We start from the raw sequence: 19082 nt of genomic DNA, 5'->3' as shown, positions 1-19082 counted from the left end.
CCCACATCCTGCCATGGGGTGCCGGGTGGATCGTTGCCCTGCGGTTCGTTTGGCCAAAGCGGCGGCGCGCCTGGCGTATCGTTTGGTAACTGATTCCCGGGTCAGCCCACCTGTGAACATGTCCGCACAACTCAAGATGAGGAGCTCGCCGTGGCGCCGGATGCCCCGCTGCTGCCGACGCAGAAGCAAGTGCACGAGCTACTTGGCGGTGAGTTCGCGCGTGCCGGTTACGAAATCGAAGACGTCGTCGTCAACGCGTCGGCGCGGCCGCCCAGAATCACGGTGGTCGCCGACGGCGACTCGGGGCTGACCCTGGACGCGGTCGCCACCCTGTCCCAGTCCGCCTCCGAGCTGCTCGACGTCCTGGACAGTGCCGAGACCGCGCCGTACGTGCTGGAGATCACATCGCGCGGGGTCGATCGACCGCTGACCGAGGAGAAGCACTTCCGGCGGGCACGTGCCCGCAAGGTGGAGGTGGTGCTGGCCGACGGTGGCACTGTCACGGGGCGGATCGGCCACACCGGCGGTGGTGTCGTGCATCTGGTGATCGCCGACAAGGGCAAGCTCTCGGAGCGATGCGTGAAATTATCCGAAATCGTCAAAGCTGTTGTGCAAGTTGAATTCTCGCCACCCAATCAACGTGAATTGGATCTGGTGGAGCAGTCTGGAAAGGGGAGCGACGCATGAACATAGACATGGCGGCGCTGCATGCCATCGAGGCAGACAAGGGCATCTCGGTAGATATCGTCGTCGAGACCATCAAGTCGGCGTTGTTGACGGCCTATCGGCATACCGAGGGGCATGAGGCCGACGCGCGTATCGACGTCGACCGAAAAACCGGAGTGGTCCAGGTGATCGCCCGCGAGACGGACGACGACGGCAACCTCATCAACGAATGGGACGACACCCCAGAGGGATTCGGGCGTATCGCGGCCACCACCGCGCGTCAGGTGATCCTGCAGCGGCTGCGGGATGCCGAGAACGAGCGGATGTACGGCGAGTTCGCGGCCCACGAAGGCGATATCGTCGCCGGCGTCGTGCAGCGCGACGCCAGGGAGAACACCCGCGGCAACGTGGTGGTCCGCGTCGGCACCGAGGCCAAGGGATCCGACGGGATGATCCGTCCGGCCGAGCAGGTGCCCGGTGAACGCTATGAGCACGGCGACCGGCTGCGGTGCTACGTGATCGGGGTCAGCCGCGGTGCACGAGAACCCAAGATCGAGCTGTCGCGCACCCACCCGAACCTGGTGCGCAAGCTGTTCGCACTGGAGGTCCCCGAGATCGCCGACAATTCCGTCGAGATCGTCGCGGTGGCGCGGGAGGCCGGGCACCGTTCCAAGATTGCGGTCGCGTCGAAGGTGTCCGGGCTGAACGCCAAAGGCGCCTGTATCGGCCCGATGGGCCAGCGGGTGCGCAATGTGATGAGCGAGTTGTCCGGCGAGAAGATCGACATCATCGATTTCGACCCGGATCCGTCGCGGTTCGTGGCGAACGCGCTGTCGCCGGCCAAGGTGGTGTCGGTCACCGTCATCGACGAGACCACCCGGGCGGCACGCGTGGTGGTGCCGGACTTCCAGCTGTCGCTGGCCATCGGCAAGGAGGGCCAGAACGCCCGGCTCGCGGCGCGGCTGACCGGCTGGCGGATCGACATCCGCAGCGATGCGGCCGAGCCAGGGACCGCGTGATCGGGGGTCCGGCGGCCGGACCCCGACACGCGATTCTGTCTGCGCGAACGGTGACGGTAGACTGAGCCGTGATCCAGCGCGAGACTCCGGTTTCCCAGCCTCGTGCGCACCGCAGCCCTCACGGACCGGTGCGGACGTGTGTGGGATGCCGGAAGCGAGAGTTGGCCGTCGATCTGCTTCGGCTGGCCGCTGTCCTCGACGGGCCCGGCCATTACGCCGTAACCGTCGATCCAGCGGGTAGCCTGCCGGGGCGGGGTGCGTGGTTGCATCCCGACCAGCAGTGCCTCGAAGCGGCGATCCGGCGGCGGGCGTTCGTTCGAGCGTTACGGATCACCGGTTCACCGGCAATTTCCGCGGTGGTCGAGTACGTCGAAGGAATTCGGACACCCGACCTCCACGGTCAAGAGAACAGGTAGCGAAGAACATGAGCACACCGTGAAGTCCCGATGACCATGCGTCATAGCTAAACCCGAGGCGCGGCCTACCCACCGCTGTCGCCTCCAGATGAGGAGATGTAGTGGCAGGTAAGGCCCGTGTACACGAGTTGGCAAAGGAACTCGGTGTTACCAGTAAGGAAGTGCTCGCCCGGCTCAGCGATCAGGGCGAATTCGTCAAGTCGGCATCGTCGACGGTAGAAGCCCCGGTGGCTCGCCGGCTGCGTGAATCGTTCGGTGGCGGCAAGCCCGCCAAGCCGGCGCCCGCCGCAAAGCCGGCAACCTCCGGCTCCGCTCCCGTGCCCGGACCCCGGCCGGCGACGCCCAAGCCTGCGGTCCCCGCACCGGCGGCTCAGGCGCCGGCGGCCCCCGCTCCGGCGGAAGCTCCCGCACCCGCTCCGGCGGCCGAGGCACCGGCCGCGCAGCGCCCGGGTCCCCGGCCCGGTCCGGCGGCTCCGGCCCCGGCCCCGGCTCCTGCCGCGCCGGCGGATCCGGCACCCGCCGCTCCGGCTGCACCCGCCGCGTCGGCTGCCCCGGCCGCGCCCGCCGAATCCCGTCCCGGTCCGCGTCCCGGCCCCAAGCCGGCACCGAGGGCACCCCGGGTCGGCAACAACCCCTTCTCGTCCCAACAGCCGGTGGAGCGTCCGGCCCCGCGACCGCAGGCCGGTCCCGGCGGTCCGCGCCCCGGCCCAGGTGCCGGTGGTCCCCGTCCGGGCGCGCCGCGTCCCGGCGGTGCTTCGCCCGGCAACATGCCCCCTCGTCCGCCCGGCGCCCGGCCAGGTGCAACGGGTCGCCCCGGCGGTCCGCGTCCAGGCCCCGGCGGCGGTCCGCGCCCCGGTCAGGGTGCTCGGCCCGGCGGTGGCGGCGGTAATTACCGCGGCGGTGGCACCGGCACCGGTGCAGGCGCCGGTGGTGGCGCAGCAGCTGGCGGTTTCCGCGGTCGTCCCGGCGGCGGTGGTCCGGCAGGCGGTGGCGGCGGTGGCCGTCCCGGTCAGCGCGGCGGTGCCGCGGGTGCCTTCGGCCGGCCCGGCGGCGCGGTCCGTCGCGGCCGCAAGTCGAAGCGGGCCAAACGCGCCGAGTACGAGAACATGCAGGCCCCGGTCGTCGGTGGGGTGCGGTTGCCGCACGGCAACGGCGAAACCATCCGGCTGGCCCGCGGTGCGTCGCTGAGCGATTTCGCCGACAAGATCAACGCCAACCCGGCATCGCTGGTGCAGGCGCTGTTCAACCTGGGCGAGATGGTCACCGCCACCCAGTCCGTGGGTGACGAGACTCTCGAGCTGCTCGGCAACGAGATGAACTACGTCGTGCAGGTGGTGTCCCCGGAGGACGAGGACCGCGAGCTGCTGCAGTCGTTCGACCTCACCTACGGCGAGGACGAGGGCGGCGAGGAGGACCTCGAGTTCCGTCCGCCGGTCGTCACGGTCATGGGTCACGTCGACCACGGCAAGACCCGACTGCTCGACACGATTCGCCAGGCCAACGTCCGGGAGGGCGAGGCCGGCGGCATCACCCAGCACATCGGCGCCTACCAGGTGCTGACGGAACTGGACGGCAACGAGCGGCTGGTCACCTTCATCGACACCCCCGGTCACGAGGCGTTCACCGCCATGCGTGCCCGCGGTGCGAAGGCCACCGATATCGCGATCCTGGTGGTCGCCGCCGACGACGGCGTCATGCCGCAGACGGTGGAGGCCATCAACCACGCGCAGGCGGCCGACGTGCCGATCGTCGTGGCGGTCAACAAGATCGACAAGGAAGGCGCCGACCCGGCCAAGATCCGGGCGCAGCTCACCGAGTACAACCTCGTCGCAGAGGAGTACGGCGGCGACACCATGTTCGTCGACATCTCGGCCAAGCAGGGCACCAATATCGACGCGCTGCTCGAAGCGGTGCTGTTGACGGCGGACGCCTCGCTGGACCTGCGGGCCAACCCGGACATGGAGGCCCAGGGTGTCGCGATCGAGGCTCACCTCGACCGTGGCCGTGGTCCCGTGGCGACCGTGCTCATCCAGCGCGGCACCCTGCGGGTCGGCGACTCGATCGTCGCCGGCGACGCCTACGGGCGCGTTCGGCGCATGGTCGACGAGCACGGTGAGGACGTCGTGGAGGCGCTGCCGTCGCGGCCCGTCCAGGTCATCGGTTTCACGTCGGTGCCGGGTGCAGGCGACAACCTGCTCGTCGTCGACGAGGATCGCATCGCCCGCCAGATCGCCGACCGGCGCAGCGCGCGCAAGCGCAACGCACTGGCCGCACGCAGCCGCAAGCGGATCAGCCTGGAAGACCTGGATTCGGCGCTGAAGGAAACCAGCCAGCTGAACCTGATCCTCAAGGGCGACAACTCCGGCACCGTCGAGGCGCTGGAGGAAGCCCTGCTGGGCATCGAGATCGACGACGAGGTGGAACTGCGCGTCATCGACCGCGGTGTCGGTGGCGTCACCGAGACCAACGTCAACCTGGCGTCGGCTTCGGACGCGATCATCATCGGGTTCAACGTCCGCGCCGAGGGCAAGGCCACCGAACTGGCCAACCGCGAGGGTGTGGAGATCCGGTACTACTCGGTGATCTACCAGGCGATCGACGAGATCCAGGCCGCGCTGAAGGGCATGCTCAAGCCGGTCTACGAAGAGCGCGAACTGGGCCGTGCCGAGATCCGCGCGATCTTCCGGTCGTCGAAGGTCGGCAACATCGCCGGCTGCCTCGTCACCTCGGGCATCATGCGGCGTAACGCCAAGGCCCGCCTGATCCGCGACAACGTCGTGGTCGCCGAGACCGTCACCATCTCCTCGCTGAAGCGCGAGAAGGACGATGCCACGGAGGTGCGCGACGGCTACGAATGTGGTCTGACGCTGACCTACAACGACATCAAGGAAGGCGACGTCATCGAGGCCTACGAACTGGTCGAGAAGGCGCGGGTCTAAATGGCTGATCCCGCCCGCGCCAAACGGCTCGCCAAGCGGATCTCCACGATCGTCGCCTCGGCCATCGAGTACGAGATCAAGGATCCGCGACTGACGGGTGTGACGATCACGGACGCGAAGGTGACCGCGGACCTGCACGACGCCACGCTGTACTACACGGTGCTGGGGTCGACGCTGGAGGACGAGCCGGACTACGCAGGTGCGGCCGCGGCGCTGGAAAGCGCCAAGGGTGTGCTGCGGTCCAAGGTGGGCGCCGGCACCGGGGTGCGGTTCACCCCGACGCTGGCGTTCGCCCGGGACACGGTGCCCGATGCCGCGAACCGGATGGAGGAGCTGCTGTCCCGGGTCCGGGCGGCCGACGCCGACTTGGCCCGGGTCAGGGAGGGTGCCGTGCCGGCAGGGGACGCCGACCCGTACCGTGTGACTGGGGTGGAGGACGACCGTACGACCAGCACGGCTGAGGACACCAGTGACGACGACCGACCCGAGGACTGAGGTAGCGCTCACCGGCGCGCGGGTCGACGCGCACGGCGCTGCCCAGCTGTGCGCCGCCGCCCGCTCGATCGTCGTGGTGTGTCACGTCTATCCGGACGCCGACACCATCGGGGCCGGGCTGGGGCTCGCCCAGGTTGCGGCGCGGGCCGGTAAGGACGTCCAGGTCGGCTTCGCCACCCCGGCGGAGCTGCCGGAATCGCTGCACAGCCTGCCCGGGGTCGACCTGCTGGTCGCCCCGGACCGACTGCGCCGCGACGCCGACCTGATCGTCACGGTGGACATCCCCAGCCTGAACCGGCTCGGCAGTCTGCAAGAGCTCGCCGACGGTAAACGCGCGGTGCTGGTGATCGACCACCACGCGTCCAACGCACTGTTCGGCACGGCCAACTACGTCGACTCGTCGGCCGACTCCACCACCATGATGGTGGCCGAACTGCTGGACGCCTGGGGCAAGCCGATCGACGGCCCGGTCGCGCATTGCCTGTACGCCGGACTGACCACCGACACCGGTTCGTTCCGATGGGCCAGTGGGCGGGCGCACCGGCTGGCCGAACGACTGTTGGACCTCGGCGTGGACAATGCCGCGATCAGCCGCACCCTGATGGACACCCATCCCTTCGAATGGCTGCCGCTGCTGTCCCGGGTGCTGGGCTCGGCCCAGTTGTTACCCGATGCCGCCGGCGGTCTCGGTCTGGTGTATGCCGTGGTGCCGCACCAGGAATGGGCCAGGGCTCGCTCCGAGGAGGTGGAGAGCATCGTCGACATCGTGCGCACCACCGCCGAGGCGGAGGTGGCCGCGGTGTTCAAGGAGACCGCGCCCGGGCAGTGGTCGGTCTCGATGCGATCCAAGTCGCTCGACATCTCCCGGGTGGCCGGTGAATTCGGCGGTGGCGGTCACCGCCAGGCCGCCGGCTACACGGCCACCGGCACCTCCGACCAGGTGGCCGCCGCACTACGCGACATCCTGGGCTAACCGACTTGGCTGACGAACCCGTCACCGCCCGGCGGATCGCCGGCCTGGCGCTGCCCGCGCTGGGTGTGCTGGCCGCAGAGCCGGTCTATCTGCTGTTCGATATCGCCGTCGTCGGGCGGCTCGGGGCGCTGAGCCTGGCCGGGCTGGCGATCGGCGGTCTGGTGCTGTCGCTGGTCAGTTCGCAGCTGACATTCCTGTCCTATGGGACGACGGCGCGTTCGGCCCGCTTCTTCGGCGTTGCGGACCGGCGCGCCGCGGCGGGCGAGGGTGTGCAGGCCACCTGGCTGGCTCTTGGCCTCGGTCTGTTGGTGGTGCTCGCCGTCGAAATTCTCGCGGTGCCGCTGCTCGACGCCATCACCGGGGGCGGCCAGATCGCGGCAGCGGCCCTGCCGTGGTTGCGCATCGCCATCCTGGGCGCGCCCGCGATCATGGTGTCGATGGCCGGCAACGGGTGGCTGCGCGGAGTCCAGGACACCGCCCGGCCGCTGCGTTATGTGCTTGTCGGCTTTGGTCTTTCGGCGTTGCTGTGTCCGACCTTGGTGTACGGCTGGGCGGGCGCGCCGCGGCTCGGGCTGGCCGGCTCGGCGGTCGCCAACCTGGTGGGGCAATGGCTGGCCGCCGGATTGTTCCTGCGGGCCCTGCTGGTGGAGCAGGTGCCGCTGCGGGTGCAGCCCGCGCTCTTGCGCGCCCAGCTGGTGATGGGTCGTGACCTGGCGTTGCGCACCCTGGCGTTCCAGGCCTGTTTCGTCTCGGCGGGAGCGGTGGCAGCGCGATTCGGTGCGGCCGCAGTGGCCGCGCATCAGGTGGTCCTGCAGTTGTGGAATTTCCTTGCCCTGGTGCTGGATTCGCTGGCGATCGCGGCCCAGTCCCTGGTCGGTGCGGCGCTGGGGGCCGGGCACCTGGCGGCCGCCAAGTCGGTGGCCTGGCGGGTCACCATCTTCTCCACGGCGGCCGCCGCGCTGTTCGCGCTGGTGTTCGCCGCCGGCTCGGCGGTGCTGCCCAGCCTGTTCACCTCCGATGCTGCGGTGCTCGACGAGATCGCCGTGCCGTGGTGGTTCCTGGTGGGGCAGTTGACCGTAGCCGGCATCGTCTTCGCCCTCGATGGGGTGCTGCTGGGTGCCGGTGACGCCCGATTCATGCGCAATGCCACCTTGCTGAGCGCGCTGATCGGTTTCCTGCCGCTGATCTGGCTGTCGCTGGCCTTCGGTTGGGGCCTGGTCGGTATCTGGTCGGGCCTGTCCCTGTTCATGGTCTTGCGGTTGGCCTTTGTCGGCTGGCGCGCATTCTCGGGACGTTGGCTGGTGGCCGGTACCGGCTGAACCCGATCAGTAGGCGGTGCCGGTGCTGTCGCCGTCCGCTGCCAGCAGGGCCCGTGACCCGGACACACCCAACCGGGTGGCACCGGCGGCGATCATCGCGCGGGCTTGCTGGAGTGTGCGTACCCCACCCGAAGCCTTCACGGCCAGTCCGGCGTCGGCCACCGTGCGATACATCAGTTGCACGGCATGGACGGTGGCACCGCCGGACGGATGGAATCCGGTCGAGGTCTTGACGAAGTCGGCGCCCGCGGCGACCGCCGCCCGGCAGGCACCGACGATCTCGTCATCGGTCAGCGCAGCCGACTCGATGATCACCTTGAGCACCGCCGGGGCGGGTGCGGCCGCGCGCACCGCGGCGATATCGGCTTGCACCAGGTCGAAATCACCGGCTTTGGCGGCGCCGATGTCGATGACCATGTCGATCTCGTCGGCGCCGTCGCGCACGGCTGCGGCGGCTTCGGCGGCCTTGACCGCCGACGTGTGCTTACCGCTCGGGAAGCCGCACACCGCAGCCACTTTCAGCCCGGCGGGCACGTCGATCGGCAACATCGAAGGGGATACGCACACCGAGTATGTCTTCAGCTCGGCGGCCTCGGCGACGAGGGCGGCCACATCGGCGGCGGTGGCTTCGGGCTTGAGCAGCGTGTGGTCGATGGTGGCCGCGACATCGGTGGTGTCGATGGTGGAGGTGCTCATCGGTTTCCTTTGTTCTCGTGGTTGCGCCGGTCAGCCCGCGCTCTTGGACTGCCGGTCGAGCAGGTAGTTCATGATCAGTGCCGCGATCAGGATCAAACCGGTGACGAGCATCTGGAAGAACGAGCTGAGCCCCAGCAGGTTGAACAGATTACGCAGCACCGACAGCAGCAGCACCGCGATGAAAGTGCCCAGCACGCCGCCCTTTCCGCCGAACAGGCTGGTGCCGCCGAGCACCACCGCGGCAATGGCGTCGAGTTCTAGGCCGGTGTTGGCGGTGGGCTGGCCGATGGTCAGCCGGGCGGTCAGCAGCACGCCGGTCAGGGCCGCCAGGCCGCCGCAGATGACATACGCCGCGGTGGTGATGCGCTGGACTGGCAGTCCGGACAGCCGGGCCGCGTGCGGATTGCTGCCGACGGCGTAGATGTGCTCACCGAACGTGGTGCGGCGCAACACGAAACCGACGACCACGGCGGTGACCACGAAGATGATTCCCACCACCGGAATCCCGGCCACCGACCCCGCGCCGAGAAACCGCAGCCCCATCGGGATGTCGGCGGTGGTGGGGGTGCCGTTGGTGGTCAGATAGGTGACGCCGCGGATGCTCTGCATACCCGCGAGGGTCACCATGAAGGCAGGCAGCGCCAGGTAGGCACTCAGTCCACCCATCACGCCGCCCAGCACCAGGCCGGACCCGATCGCCAGAGCCATCGCGACGGGCCACGGCATTCCCGCGCCGATGAAGATCGCCACCAGCATCCCCGACAGCGCCGCGACGCTACCGACCGACAGATCGATACCGGAGGTCAGGATGACCACGGTCATGCCGATCGCCACGATGCCGGTGAGGCTGGACTGCTGCAACAGGTTCGCCAGATTCTGGCTGGTCAAGAACTGCGGGGCGGACACCGACGCCACCACGAACAGGGCGAGGAAGATGAACAGCAGATTGAACCGGATGATGACGTTGCGCCGGCGGGCATTGGCCGCCGGTGCGGTGCCGGGTTCGGAGGACGCGGATCGGTCCATCAGGTCAGTCATGGGTGGTTTCGTTTCTTCCGGTGACGATGCAGCGGGCGATCGCCGCTGCCGGGGTGGTTGCCGGCTGGTAGTCCGCGACGTTGCGGCCTTCGTGCATGACCCAGATCCGATCGCAATTCTCGGTCAGCTCGCTGAGTTCGCTGGAGGCCATCAGGATGCCGACGCCGGAGTCGGCCAGCGCGTGGACCTGTTCGAACAGTTCGGCTTTGGCCCCGATGTCCAGGCCGCGGGTGGGCTCGTCGAGCAGCAGCAGGTCGACACCGCGGGCCATCCATTTGGCCAGCACGACCTTCTGCTGGTTGCCGCCCGAGAGCTGACCGACGGGCTGTCCGACGTCGGCGAACTTGACTCCGAGCCGGTGCAGTGCCGGTTCACACACCGCACGAGCCCGGGTCACCGGGTTGACCCGCAACGGTTCCAGTGCGGCGATCGCGGCATTGCGCAGGATCGACTGTTCCAGGAAGAGCCCCTGGCGTTTGCGGTCTTCGGGTACCAGTCCGATGCCCAGGCCGACCGCGGTGCGCGGGGTGAGCGACCCGATCTGGCGATCGGCGAGGGTCATGTCGAGATGACCTCGCCGATCACCGAAAAGTGTGGCGAGCAAGGTGGATCGGCCCGATCCGCCGAGCCCGGCCAGCCCGACGATCTCGCCGCGCCCGACGCCGATGTCGTGGACGTCGATCAGGCCGGGCACCACCGCCTTGCGTACCTGCAGCAACGGCTCGGTCTTTCGGCGGTGCTGCCGTGCGGGCCGCGAGGCCATGGAGCGCCCGATCATCGCCTGGACGAGTTGCTCCTTGGAGACCGAGGCGATGTCGAACACGCCGACTGTCGCGCCGTCACGCATGACGGTCGCCCGGTCCCCGATGTGTTTGACCTCATCCAGGCGGTGCGAGATGTAGATGACCGCCTTTCCGGCGGCAGCGAGTTCGCGGATCACCCGGAACACCGCGGCCAGGTCGTGTTCGGTCAGGGTGGCGCTGGGTTCATCCATCACCACCATCCGAGCGTCGGTGGTCAGCGCCTTGGCGATCGCGGTGAGCTGCTGGTCGGATACCGAGAGTTGCCCGACGATGCTGGACGGGGCGAACGTTGCGCCCACTCGCTCGATCGCCTTGGCGGCCAGCCGGTCTCGTTGCCCGCGGGCCACGAAGGGTCCGCGGCGGGGTTCGTGGCCGAGGAACAGATTCTGGGCCACGGTCAGGTCGGGTACCAGATCGAGTTCCTGGTAGATGGTGTTGATCCCGGCCCGCACGCCGTCGAGCGGGGACGCGAAGGTGACCTGTTCGTCCCCGAGGGTGATGGTCCCGGCGTCCGGCGTGTACGAGCCCGAGAGGATCTTCATCAGGGTGCTTTTTCCCGCGCCGTTCTCCCCGAGCAGGCAGTGCACCTCGCCGCGGGCGACCTCCAGATCGGCACCGTTGCAGGCCCGGGTACCGGGGAAGGTCTTGACGATGCCGGACATCCTCAGTGCGGTGCTCACGTCACGCCTCCATCGCCGCGGCGGTGCGTTGTCGCTCGAGAACGCTTGTCGCGGTGGGTTCGTCGGTGATCAGTACGGCGCACAGGTTGCTGCGTAGCGCGGCGTGCACCACGGGTACCTTGTGGTGGCCCGCCGCGACGGCGATCGCACAATGAGCGTTCCTGACGTCATCGAGCCCGAGTCCGACAGTGCGGCTGTCGATTCCGGGGTGGGCGATGGTGCCGGTATCGGTGATGTAATGCGCCAGCACGTCACCGCACGCGCCGCGGCGCTCCAGTTCACCCAGCTCCTCGGCGGTGACGGCGCCGGATTCCACCAGCACCGAGCGTGGCCCGAGGGCGCCCAGTGAGAACAGCAGGGCGTCGGCCCGGCGTGCGCCGCTGAGGACGTCGACGACGAATCCCTCGGTGTACAGCGCGTCGCGGGTCTCGATCCGCTCGACGATCGCGGGGACCGGCAGCAGGGTGGCCCGGCCGTTGCCGCTGTGGGCGATGCCGGTGGCGATGTTCGCCGCGGTGGTGGGACGCACCGATCGGCTGACTCCGCCGTTGGCCTGGATCACCTCGATGCCGCTGGTCCATCCTGCCGGCAGCACAGCGGCGATGTGCTGCAGGGTGTTTCCCCACGACACCGCCAGGGTGGTGATCCACGAGGCGTTGGCCTTGAGGTAACCGACGGCGGCGGCGGCGATGTGGTGATCGGAGTCCGGTGTCTCGGGCCCGGGGACCACGATGCAATCGCGCAGCCCGAATTCGCTGCGCAGGGCAACCTCGAGGTGGGCGCGCCGAGCCTGTGGGTGCACGATCTTGATCTGCACGATGCCGACGTCGCGGGCCTCGTCGAGCAGCCGGCCCACCTTCCATCGGGTCAGGTGCAGCTCATGGCCGATGTCCTCCTGAGTCCGCCCATGCTCGTAATAACACTGCGCGACGTGCAGCAGGAGTTCGGAGTGGCTTCTGTCGTCCGGTGCGGGCATCAGCGGGTCATCTCGATGGGCGCGGATACCGCGGGAGTTCCCGCGGACGGGCGGGCGCTGTCCTGCATGAACTGTTGCAGCATCGCCGTGAGGCGTCGGTAGTCGGCATACGTGTGCTGGTACACCGGAACCCGTTGCCGGTCCGGTTCGAGCACCCGCACCTTGGGGGCGAACAACCGGGATCCTTGCACCAGCGATCGGGTCACCCCGGCACCGGTGGCCGCGATGGCCGCACACGCCCGCAGTGTCAGGTTCGCTCCGACGACGAACTCGGCCGGGCGGCCCAGGACGTCCACGGTGACCTGCTGCCACAACGGGTTTCGTTCGATGCCGCCCGAGAAGACCAGGCGCCGGCAGGACACCCCTGCGAGTTCGAAGGAGTCGATCACGGCGCGGGTGCCGCAGGCCACCGCTTCGACCATGGCGCGGTAGAGTTCGGCCTTCGTCGTCCCGAGCGAGAGTCCGATGACGGCGCCGCGCAGTCTGGCGTCGCGATAGGGCGTGCGGTTGCCCATGAAATAGTCCAGTGCGCGCAGGCCGTGCCGCGCCGGGTCCACCGCGGTGGCCTCCTCGATCAGCCCCGGCAGCTCGGCGCGGGGCACTCCCATGATCGACTCGCCGGTCCACTTGAGCACCGAGCCACTGGTGACCTGCCCCCCTTCCACCAGCCATTTGCCCTGGTGCAGGGCGTGCGGGTACGGCCCCCAGATCTCGTGGGTGTCGGTGGGATCGTCGACCTCGGCGATGATCGCCGAGGAGGTGCCCGACACGAGGGACACCAGGCCGTCCAGTTCGTCGCCGCAGGACAGCAATGAGACGTGCGCATCGATCCCACCGACCGCCACCACGGGACGGCCGGAGATACCGAGATCGGCTGCGGCCGCCGCAGACACGGTCCCTGCCACGCCACCGACCTCGACGATGCGGTCGGGCAGCTTCGCTGCCAGGTCGTCGATGCCCAGTGCGGCGTACAACTCGGTGGGGAACCGCCGCCCGATGGTGTCGTAGTTGTACTTGCACACCGCGTTCATCTGCGAGCCCACCCACTGCCCGGTGAGGCGGAAGGTGACGTAGTCCACCGCTTCGACGATCCGGTCGGCCCGGCGATAGCTGTCCGGGTCGTTGCTCCGCAGCCACATCGCCTTGGGCACAAGCCATTCCGCGGCATCCGAGCCGCCCGACCAGTCCAGCACCGGGAATTCTGCCGCCATTTTGGCGGTGCGCTCGGATTCGGCGCTGCTGCGGCAGTCCATCCACAGGATGGCAGGTCGCAGCGGCGCGCCGGCGGCGTCCACGACAGCCACGGTGGATGCCGTGGTGGCCGCTGCGATCGCGACGACATCACCGGCGCGCCGGCACTCGTCGGTGCTCAACAGTTCGCGGGTGGCCGCCGTGATGGCCTGCCACCAATCCCGTGGATCTTGTTCCGCCCAGCCCGGTCTGGGAAATCGGGTCGGATAGGTCCGGTGCGCCTCGCCCAGCACCTGCCCGTCTTCGGTGAAGGCGCCCACCCGGGCGCCTTCGGTTCCCAGGTCGATCGACAGCAGAATTCCCATGGATCAGTCCTCGTTGGGCAGGAACAGCACCTTCGACGAGAAGATCGACCGTTCGCCGAGTTGGTGCATGGTCTGCGGTAGCGCGGACAGCGGAAGTTCATGGGTGATCATGAATTCCCATTTCAATTGTCCGGTGGACATCAGCTGCGCCGAGGTGCGCCACTCGTCGCCGGGGAACGGGGCGGAGAACGAATTCCAGGACCCGTGCAGGCTGGCCTCCAACCGCATGAACTGGTTGAAGGTGTCCTTGCCCAGCGGGACCGGGGCGTGCGGGATGCCGATGAACACGGCGTGTCCATGTGGTCCGGTCAGATTGGCCGCCATATCGGCGGTGGCGGGCACGCCGGCGGACTCCAGCACGATGTCGAACCCGCGCCCGCCCAGGGCCCGGGCTTCCTCGGCGTCCTGGACCGCGGCCGTGGCGCCGGCTTCCCTGGCCATCGCGGCTTTCTCCTCACTCAGGTCGACGGTGACGACTTCGGTGGCCCCGTGCAGCCGTGCCCACTGGACCGCGAAAAGGCCGATCGGCCCTGCGCCGATGACCAGCACGCGGTGACCGGCGCGCAGTCCGGTCTTCCACAGTCCGTGCAGCGCGATGGCGGCCGGGTCGATCATGGCGGCGGCTCGCGGGTCGATGCCCGGGGGCATCTTCAGCAGGTTGCCCACCGGTGACACCACGTACTGCGCGTAGGCGCCGTCGCAGCGGCTACCGAAGTAGTCGTAGTTCTCGCACAGCCCGAACGCACCTTTGAGGCAGAAATCGCACGCGCGGCACGGGATGAGCGGGGGCACCGAGACGAGTTCGCCGATGTGGAAGCCGGTGACCCCGGACCCGAGTTCGGCGATCCAGCCGGAGAATTCGTGGCCGCAGATGATCGGCATGACGTAGCCGCCGTTGCGCAGCATCCGTGGGATGTCCGATCCGCAGACCCCGCAGGCCGCGACCTTGAGCAGAACCTGTCCGGGCCCTGGGCTGGGTACCGCGACGTCCTGCACCCGGATATCGCCGGGTGCGTGCATCACCGCGGCGGTCATCGTCTGGGGGATGGCGTGGGCACCGGCCAGGTCGCGGGTGGGTGCTTCGGTGGTCATGGGTGTGCGTCTCCTGAGCGTCGAGGTGGCGAAAGTCGTTGCGGGTCAGGCCGGTGGGGCGGGCGCCTTGGCGAAGGTGCTGTCGCCGACGAGTGCCGCGGCGTTCGTCTTGTCGACCAAACCCGTTCCGGCATCGATGAATTCGGGTACCGACTGACCCTTGGCCACCTTGACGGCGGTCTGCACCGCCAGTTGTCCCTCGATGTTGGGATCGTTGAGTGCGGTGGCCACGTACTGCTTGCCGTCGGCGATGGCGCGGACGGCCTCCATCAGCCCGTCGACGCCGAACACCAGGACGTCGCGGCGGTTGTTCTCGTCGAGCACCTGCAGCGCACCCAGTGCCATGTCGTCGTTCTGGGCGTATACCGCCTTGACGTCGGGGTGCGCCTGCAACAGGTCCTGCATCGCGGTGACCGCGGTGGACCGGATGTAATTGCTGTACGGGCCGTCGATCACGGTGATGTTCGGGTGGCCGGCCACTGCTGCGGCGAAACCGTCATGCCGATCGCGGGCGACAGCGCCGCCGGCATCGCCCTGGATCTCGATGATCTTGCCGCCCGCGGCGCCGAGTGCGGCCACGGCCGCCTCGCCGACCGTCTGGCCCATCGCCTTGTTGTCGCGTCCCACGAACGCGGCCGCGCCGCTCTGGACGGGACGGTCGACGGTGACCACCTTGATGCCGGCCGCGGATGCGGCGGCGATCGAGGGCGCGATGCCCTTGGGGTCGACGGGGTTGATCACCAGGACGTTGATGCCGCGGGTGATGAGGTCCTGGACGTCGTTGTTCTGCTTGGTGACATCGCCGTTGGCGTCGGCGAAGAACAACTGGTTGCCGTCCCGTTCGGCGGCCTGCTTGGCCGCGTCGGTGAGGGCGACGTAGAACGGGCTCTGCTGAGTCGCCTGGCTGAACCCGATCTTCACGGGTCCGTCGCCTGCCGCGTTGCCGCCGGTGGCGCCCTTGTCGCCGGGCATCGTGCAGGCGGTGGATCCGATCGCCATCGTGGCGGCGATCGACAATCCCGCCACAACCCTTGCCAGTCTCATTGCAACTCCTAACGTGTGCCGCGTGACGGCCATCACGTTAGGAAGCGCAAAGTGACGACGTCAACAGATGCGCATGTTTTTGCTCATATGAGCAGAGGTTACGGCCGGACCTGTGCGCGTCCCCGTTCGAACACCGACGCCCGATTGGCAGCGATATCGTCGCCGGAAGTGTCGGCCATCCAGGCCCGGGCCGACTCGGCCTCGATCCAGAGTCCGGCCTGGGTCTGCTCGGCGTCGATGCGGTGATACGAATCCAGAAGGGCGCGAACGGCTTTCTGATTGTTGCCGACGATCGCAGCGGCGATCCTGCGGGCGGCGGGCAGCAGATCCTCATGCGGTACCACCTCGGTGACCAGGCCGGCCCGCAGCGCGTCGGTGGCCGAGAGGTAGTCGCCGGTCAAGCTCATTCGCCGGGCCAGGCCCACGCCGACCTTCTGCGGGAGGCGCACCGAAAGACCCCAGGTGGGGAGCAGGCCGACGCGCGCGTGCGTATCGGCGAAACGCGCGTGCTCGGAGGCGATGAGGATGTCGCAGTACAGCGCCATCTCCAGGCCGCCGGTGACCGCGGCGCCGTTGATCGCCCCGATGACGGGTTTGGTCAGCGGCGGCCACTTGGGGGAGATGTCGGGCAGTTCGGTGGTGTCGCCGAGCTCCTTGAGGTCCAGGCCCGCGCAAAACACCGGATCGGCACCGGTCAGGATCACCACGTCGACGTCGTCGTCGGCCTCGGCGGCGCGCAGCGCGGCGTAGAACGTGGTGCGCAGCTCGGCCGACAGCGCGTTGCGCGCCTGCGGGCGGTTGTACGTGAGGGTCCGGATCCGGTCGGTGGTGTCGACGAGCAGAACGTCGGGAGAAGTCATGCGGTTGAACCTATCGTGGAGGCATGTGCCGAAACATCACCGAGTTGCGCGGTCTGGAACCGGCTGCCACCGCCGAGGAGATCGAGGCGGCATCGCGCCAGTTCATCCGCAAGGTCAGCGGTATCACCCGGCCCACCGCGGCCAATGAAGAGGCGTTCGAGGCGGCCGTTGCGGAGGTCACCGAGATCACCACCCGGTTGCTCGAGCAGTTGCCGCCACGGCGTCAGCCGCCCAAGACCATCCCGCCGCTGCGCCGGCCCGAGGTGCGGGCCCGCCTGGCGGCCAAGTGAATTCACCCGCGCTCAAAGAGTGGAGCGCGGCGGTGTGGGCGCTGCTGGACGGCCGCCAGACCATTCTGCTGCGCAAAGGCGGTATCCACGAGAAGCGGTTCTCGCTGGGGCCGGGGGAGGCGGCGGCGCCCTTCTTGTTGTTCCCGACGATTGCGCACAGCCACGCCGAGCGGGTGCGCGCCGAACACCACGATCTGCTGGACGCCGGGCAGGACAGCACCGAGGAGGCCGTGGTGTTGCGGGCCGGGGCCACCGTGGTGGCCGCGGTCGAGGTGATCCGCCCCGAGGCCATCGACGCCATCGCCGATCTGCACATCTGGACCGCGGAATCGGTGCGGGCCGACCGATTGGATTTCCGGCCCAGGCACCGGTTGACGGTGCTGGTGCTGCAGGCGCACCCACTGGTGCGGCCGGTCCGGCTGCCCAGGGTGCCCGCCTACGGGGGCTGCGCGAGCTGGGTGCAGTTGCCCGCACAACCGACCTTCGGCCCGCCGGTGCACGACGGCGACACCCTGGCCGCGGTCGCGGACCGGGTGCGCGACTCAGTCGGCTGATGGTGGGGCGTCACCCGCGGGCAGGATCAGCCGGGAGCGCCCGTCGTGGGTCAGGGTGTGGGTGGCCGGACGCAGGGTCTGACCGGTTTCGGTGGGTTCGCCGGTGCCCAGATTGCGGGCGAACCGGGGATGTGAACCGCCGGCCACCATCACCCGGATCCGGGACCCCGCGCCGAACCGGTGCGCAATCGCGTCCAGTTCGATGCGCACGGTGTCCTCGGAATTGCTTGTGTACCTGCGGAATCCATCTGTGACATTGTGCGAGCGGCCGGTGTCGTCGACCTCGCTGACCCGGACCAACACGTCGTGATGCGGGTTGTCGCTGTGGTGTGCCAACTCGATCACCGGGACGCCCACCGAGTACACATCCGCGTCCAGCGGCGGGCCGGTGAAGGTGAGTACATCGGCCCGGGTGGCCAGTGCGGTGTCGTCGCGGTAGCCGCCCGCCACGGAGAGCAGCCGGCCGCCGATGGTCGGGGTGGGATGGGCCGGGTGATAGGTGAACGTCGAGGTCAGCCCGCCGTGACCCGGTGTGTCGGTCAGGGCGCCGGCGGCCTGCAGGTACAGCGAGTGGTGCGCGGTGGCGGGCGGCCAGTCCGGCAGATCGACCCAGCCGTCCCCTGGGGCGCCGCCGTTGATGTGCACCCGCACCGGGCTTCGCGATGCGCCTGGCCGGCCCGCCAGATGGGTGCCCAGCCAGTCCAGCGTCTCGCGCACGACAACGGATGCCCCCTTCTGCATCACCTGGGTGTGGGTCCAGGAGCCGACGGTCAGCGCGGTGGGGACGCTGCGCTCGCGCAGCCGCCGGTATTGGTCCAGCGTCTGATCCAGGAACAGGTCCTGCCAGCCGCTGATCAACAGAACCGGGATGTCCACCCGGTCCAGCGCCTCGGTCACGGCCAGTCTGGCCCACGGCTCGGGGTCCTCGTCGGGCGGCTGCAACCAGGACTCGTACCAGGGGGCACCGTCGCCGAGCAGTCGGCGCCCGGCCGCGCCGACCGGCAGGTCCATCGTCGCGGCCTCCACCCGCCGGCCCGCCCGGGCCTGCCGCACGACCGCCCGCATCAGGTTCGGGTCCTCCTGCCGGGACACCATATGGCTCCAGCCGAGGAAGTCGTTGAGTGAGAAGGAGCCGGTGCCCCACGAGGAGCGGGCGAAATCGTGTGGGCCGACGCTGATCACCGCGGCGACCAGTTCCGGCGGTGGGTCGGTGAGCAGCGCCCACTGGGTGAAGCCCAGATAGGACAGTCCGATGGTGGCGAACGTCCCGGTGAACCAGGGTTGTTCACGCAACCAGGCCGCCGTGTCGGCGCCGTCGGAGACCTCGTTGACCATCGGGACGAAATCGCCGCCCGACCCGAACGTGCCACGCACGCTTTGGAATACGACGTGGTAACCGCGGGTGGCGTAGATACCTGCGAACAGGACGGTGAACGGGAACCGCCGGCCGTACGGCGCACGCACCAGCAGGGTGCCCGCCGGCGTGGCGGTCAGCGGCCGATAGTGGTCGGCGAGCAGTTCCACCCCGTCGCGCATGGGTACCGGGACCGCCCGGTGCACCGCGTAATCGCAGGTCGGAGGCGGAAGATGCAGCGCGCGGCCAAGGACCCGGCGGGCCACCCGGGATATTTTGGAGCTCACCTAACAAACACTACCGGCGGATTCG

The 19082-nt window shown here is 68.9% G+C and carries 18 protein-coding genes; 9 read left to right on the top strand and 9 right to left on the bottom strand.

Features of this window, described 5'->3' with window-relative positions; genetic code table 11:
* Window positions 1-150: 150 nt before the first annotated feature.
* The 7 genes from rimP (at window position 151) to ACXPWS_RS19955 (ending at window position 7827) form a co-directional block, all read left to right on the top strand.
* Window positions 151-687: a ribosome maturation factor RimP gene (rimP, locus tag ACXPWS_RS19985; protein ID WP_458708321.1), complete on the top strand. Its 537-nt coding sequence runs from the start codon at window positions 151-153 to the stop codon at window positions 685-687.
* Window positions 684-1685 carry a transcription termination factor NusA gene (nusA, locus tag ACXPWS_RS19980; RefSeq protein WP_458708320.1) on the top strand — a complete coding sequence of 334 codons (1002 nt, stop codon included), beginning with the start codon at window positions 684-686 and terminating at the stop codon, window positions 1683-1685. The genes rimP and nusA overlap by 4 nt, the downstream gene beginning before the upstream one ends.
* A 68-nt stretch (window positions 1686-1753) precedes the next feature.
* Window positions 1754-2101, top strand: a complete 348-nt coding sequence (locus tag ACXPWS_RS19975; RefSeq protein WP_458708319.1) for a YlxR family protein — start codon at window positions 1754-1756, stop codon at window positions 2099-2101.
* 101 nt (window positions 2102-2202) lie between these two features.
* Window positions 2203-5040 (top strand): translation initiation factor IF-2, encoded by a 2838-nt coding sequence (gene infB, locus ACXPWS_RS19970; protein ID WP_458708318.1) that lies wholly within the window; start codon window positions 2203-2205, stop codon window positions 5038-5040.
* Window positions 5041-5535 carry a 30S ribosome-binding factor RbfA gene (gene rbfA, locus ACXPWS_RS19965; protein ID WP_458708317.1) on the top strand — a complete coding sequence of 165 codons (495 nt, stop codon included), beginning with the start codon at window positions 5041-5043 and terminating at the stop codon, window positions 5533-5535.
* Window positions 5510-6508, top strand: a complete 999-nt coding sequence (locus ACXPWS_RS19960) for a DHH family phosphoesterase (RefSeq protein WP_458708316.1) — start codon at window positions 5510-5512, stop codon at window positions 6506-6508. Before rbfA ends, ACXPWS_RS19960 begins: the two co-directional genes overlap by 26 nt.
* Window positions 6509-6513: 5 nt before the next feature.
* Window positions 6514-7827, top strand: coding sequence for an MATE family efflux transporter (locus ACXPWS_RS19955; RefSeq protein WP_458708315.1), 1314 nt, complete (start codon window positions 6514-6516; stop codon window positions 7825-7827).
* 6 nt (window positions 7828-7833) lie between these two features.
* Here the strand turns inward: ACXPWS_RS19955 and deoC are convergent, their stop codons facing one another.
* The 8 genes from deoC to ACXPWS_RS19915 all read right to left on the bottom strand — a co-directional run bounded on the left by deoC (window position 7834) and on the right by ACXPWS_RS19915 (window position 16572).
* Complete coding sequence (deoC, locus tag ACXPWS_RS19950; protein ID WP_458708314.1) at window positions 7834-8523, bottom strand: deoxyribose-phosphate aldolase; 690 nt, start codon at window positions 8521-8523, stop codon at window positions 7834-7836.
* A gap of 30 nt (window positions 8524-8553) precedes the next feature.
* Complete coding sequence (locus tag ACXPWS_RS19945) at window positions 8554-9561, bottom strand: ABC transporter permease (RefSeq protein ID WP_458708313.1); 1008 nt, start codon at window positions 9559-9561, stop codon at window positions 8554-8556.
* Window positions 9554-11044, bottom strand: coding sequence for a sugar ABC transporter ATP-binding protein (locus ACXPWS_RS19940; protein WP_458708312.1), 1491 nt, complete (start codon window positions 11042-11044; stop codon window positions 9554-9556). The genes ACXPWS_RS19945 and ACXPWS_RS19940 overlap by 8 nt, the downstream gene beginning before the upstream one ends.
* Window position 11045: 1 nt before the next feature.
* Complete coding sequence (locus ACXPWS_RS19935) at window positions 11046-12020, bottom strand: sugar-binding transcriptional regulator (RefSeq protein WP_458708311.1); 975 nt, start codon at window positions 12018-12020, stop codon at window positions 11046-11048.
* Complete coding sequence (locus ACXPWS_RS19930) at window positions 12020-13576, bottom strand: FGGY family carbohydrate kinase (protein WP_458708310.1); 1557 nt, start codon at window positions 13574-13576, stop codon at window positions 12020-12022. Before ACXPWS_RS19930 ends, ACXPWS_RS19935 begins: the two co-directional genes overlap by 1 nt.
* A gap of 3 nt (window positions 13577-13579) precedes the next feature.
* Entirely contained in the window at window positions 13580-14668 is a 1089-nt protein-coding gene (locus ACXPWS_RS19925; RefSeq protein WP_458708309.1) for a galactitol-1-phosphate 5-dehydrogenase, read from the bottom strand.
* A 45-nt stretch (window positions 14669-14713) separates the two neighbouring features.
* Complete coding sequence (locus ACXPWS_RS19920; RefSeq protein WP_458708308.1) at window positions 14714-15712, bottom strand: substrate-binding domain-containing protein; 999 nt, start codon at window positions 15710-15712, stop codon at window positions 14714-14716.
* Between the two features lie 98 nt (window positions 15713-15810).
* Window positions 15811-16572 (bottom strand): enoyl-CoA hydratase, encoded by a 762-nt coding sequence (locus tag ACXPWS_RS19915; protein ID WP_458708307.1) that lies wholly within the window; start codon window positions 16570-16572, stop codon window positions 15811-15813.
* 23 nt (window positions 16573-16595) lie between these two features.
* Between ACXPWS_RS19915 and ACXPWS_RS19910 the strand changes: the two genes are divergently transcribed.
* Complete coding sequence (locus tag ACXPWS_RS19910; RefSeq protein WP_458708306.1) at window positions 16596-16862, top strand: DUF2277 family protein; 267 nt, start codon at window positions 16596-16598, stop codon at window positions 16860-16862.
* Window positions 16859-17416: a DUF1802 family protein gene (locus ACXPWS_RS19905; protein WP_458708305.1), complete on the top strand. Its 558-nt coding sequence runs from the start codon at window positions 16859-16861 to the stop codon at window positions 17414-17416. The genes ACXPWS_RS19910 and ACXPWS_RS19905 overlap by 4 nt, the downstream gene beginning before the upstream one ends.
* Here the strand turns inward: ACXPWS_RS19905 and ACXPWS_RS19900 are convergent.
* Complete coding sequence (locus ACXPWS_RS19900; RefSeq protein ID WP_458708304.1) at window positions 17405-19057, bottom strand: CocE/NonD family hydrolase; 1653 nt, start codon at window positions 19055-19057, stop codon at window positions 17405-17407. The genes ACXPWS_RS19905 and ACXPWS_RS19900 overlap by 12 nt on opposite strands.
* Between the last annotated feature and the right edge of the window lie 25 nt (window positions 19058-19082).

Source organism: Mycobacterium sp. BMJ-28 (assembly GCF_054404835.1).
The sequence above is the reverse complement of the archived record's forward strand: the minus strand, read 5'-3'. Positions and strand labels throughout refer to the sequence as shown.

Bases quoted from the DNA above. Each gene is read 5' to 3' on its own strand.
- rbfA (WP_458708317.1), top strand. From the start codon at position 5,041: ATGGCTGATCCCGCCCGCGCCAAACGGCTCGCCAAGCGGATCTCCACG.
- nusA (WP_458708320.1), top strand. From the start codon at position 684: ATGAACATAGACATGGCGGCGCTGCATGCCATCGAGGCAGACAAGGGC.
- ACXPWS_RS19930 (WP_458708310.1), bottom strand. From the start codon at position 13,576: ATGGGAATTCTGCTGTCGATCGACCTGGGAACCGAAGGCGCCCGGGTG.
- ACXPWS_RS19910 (WP_458708306.1), top strand. From the start codon at position 16,596: ATGTGCCGAAACATCACCGAGTTGCGCGGTCTGGAACCGGCTGCCACC.
- deoC (WP_458708314.1), bottom strand. From the start codon at position 8,523: ATGAGCACCTCCACCATCGACACCACCGATGTCGCGGCCACCATCGAC.
- ACXPWS_RS19945 (WP_458708313.1), bottom strand. From the start codon at position 9,561: ATGACTGACCTGATGGACCGATCCGCGTCCTCCGAACCCGGCACCGCA.
- ACXPWS_RS19915 (WP_458708307.1), bottom strand. From the start codon at position 16,572: ATGACTTCTCCCGACGTTCTGCTCGTCGACACCACCGACCGGATCCGG.
- ACXPWS_RS19920 (WP_458708308.1), bottom strand. From the start codon at position 15,712: ATGAGACTGGCAAGGGTTGTGGCGGGATTGTCGATCGCCGCCACGATG.
- ACXPWS_RS19925 (WP_458708309.1), bottom strand. From the start codon at position 14,668: ATGACCACCGAAGCACCCACCCGCGACCTGGCCGGTGCCCACGCCATC.
- ACXPWS_RS19935 (WP_458708311.1), bottom strand. From the start codon at position 12,020: ATGCCCGCACCGGACGACAGAAGCCACTCCGAACTCCTGCTGCACGTC.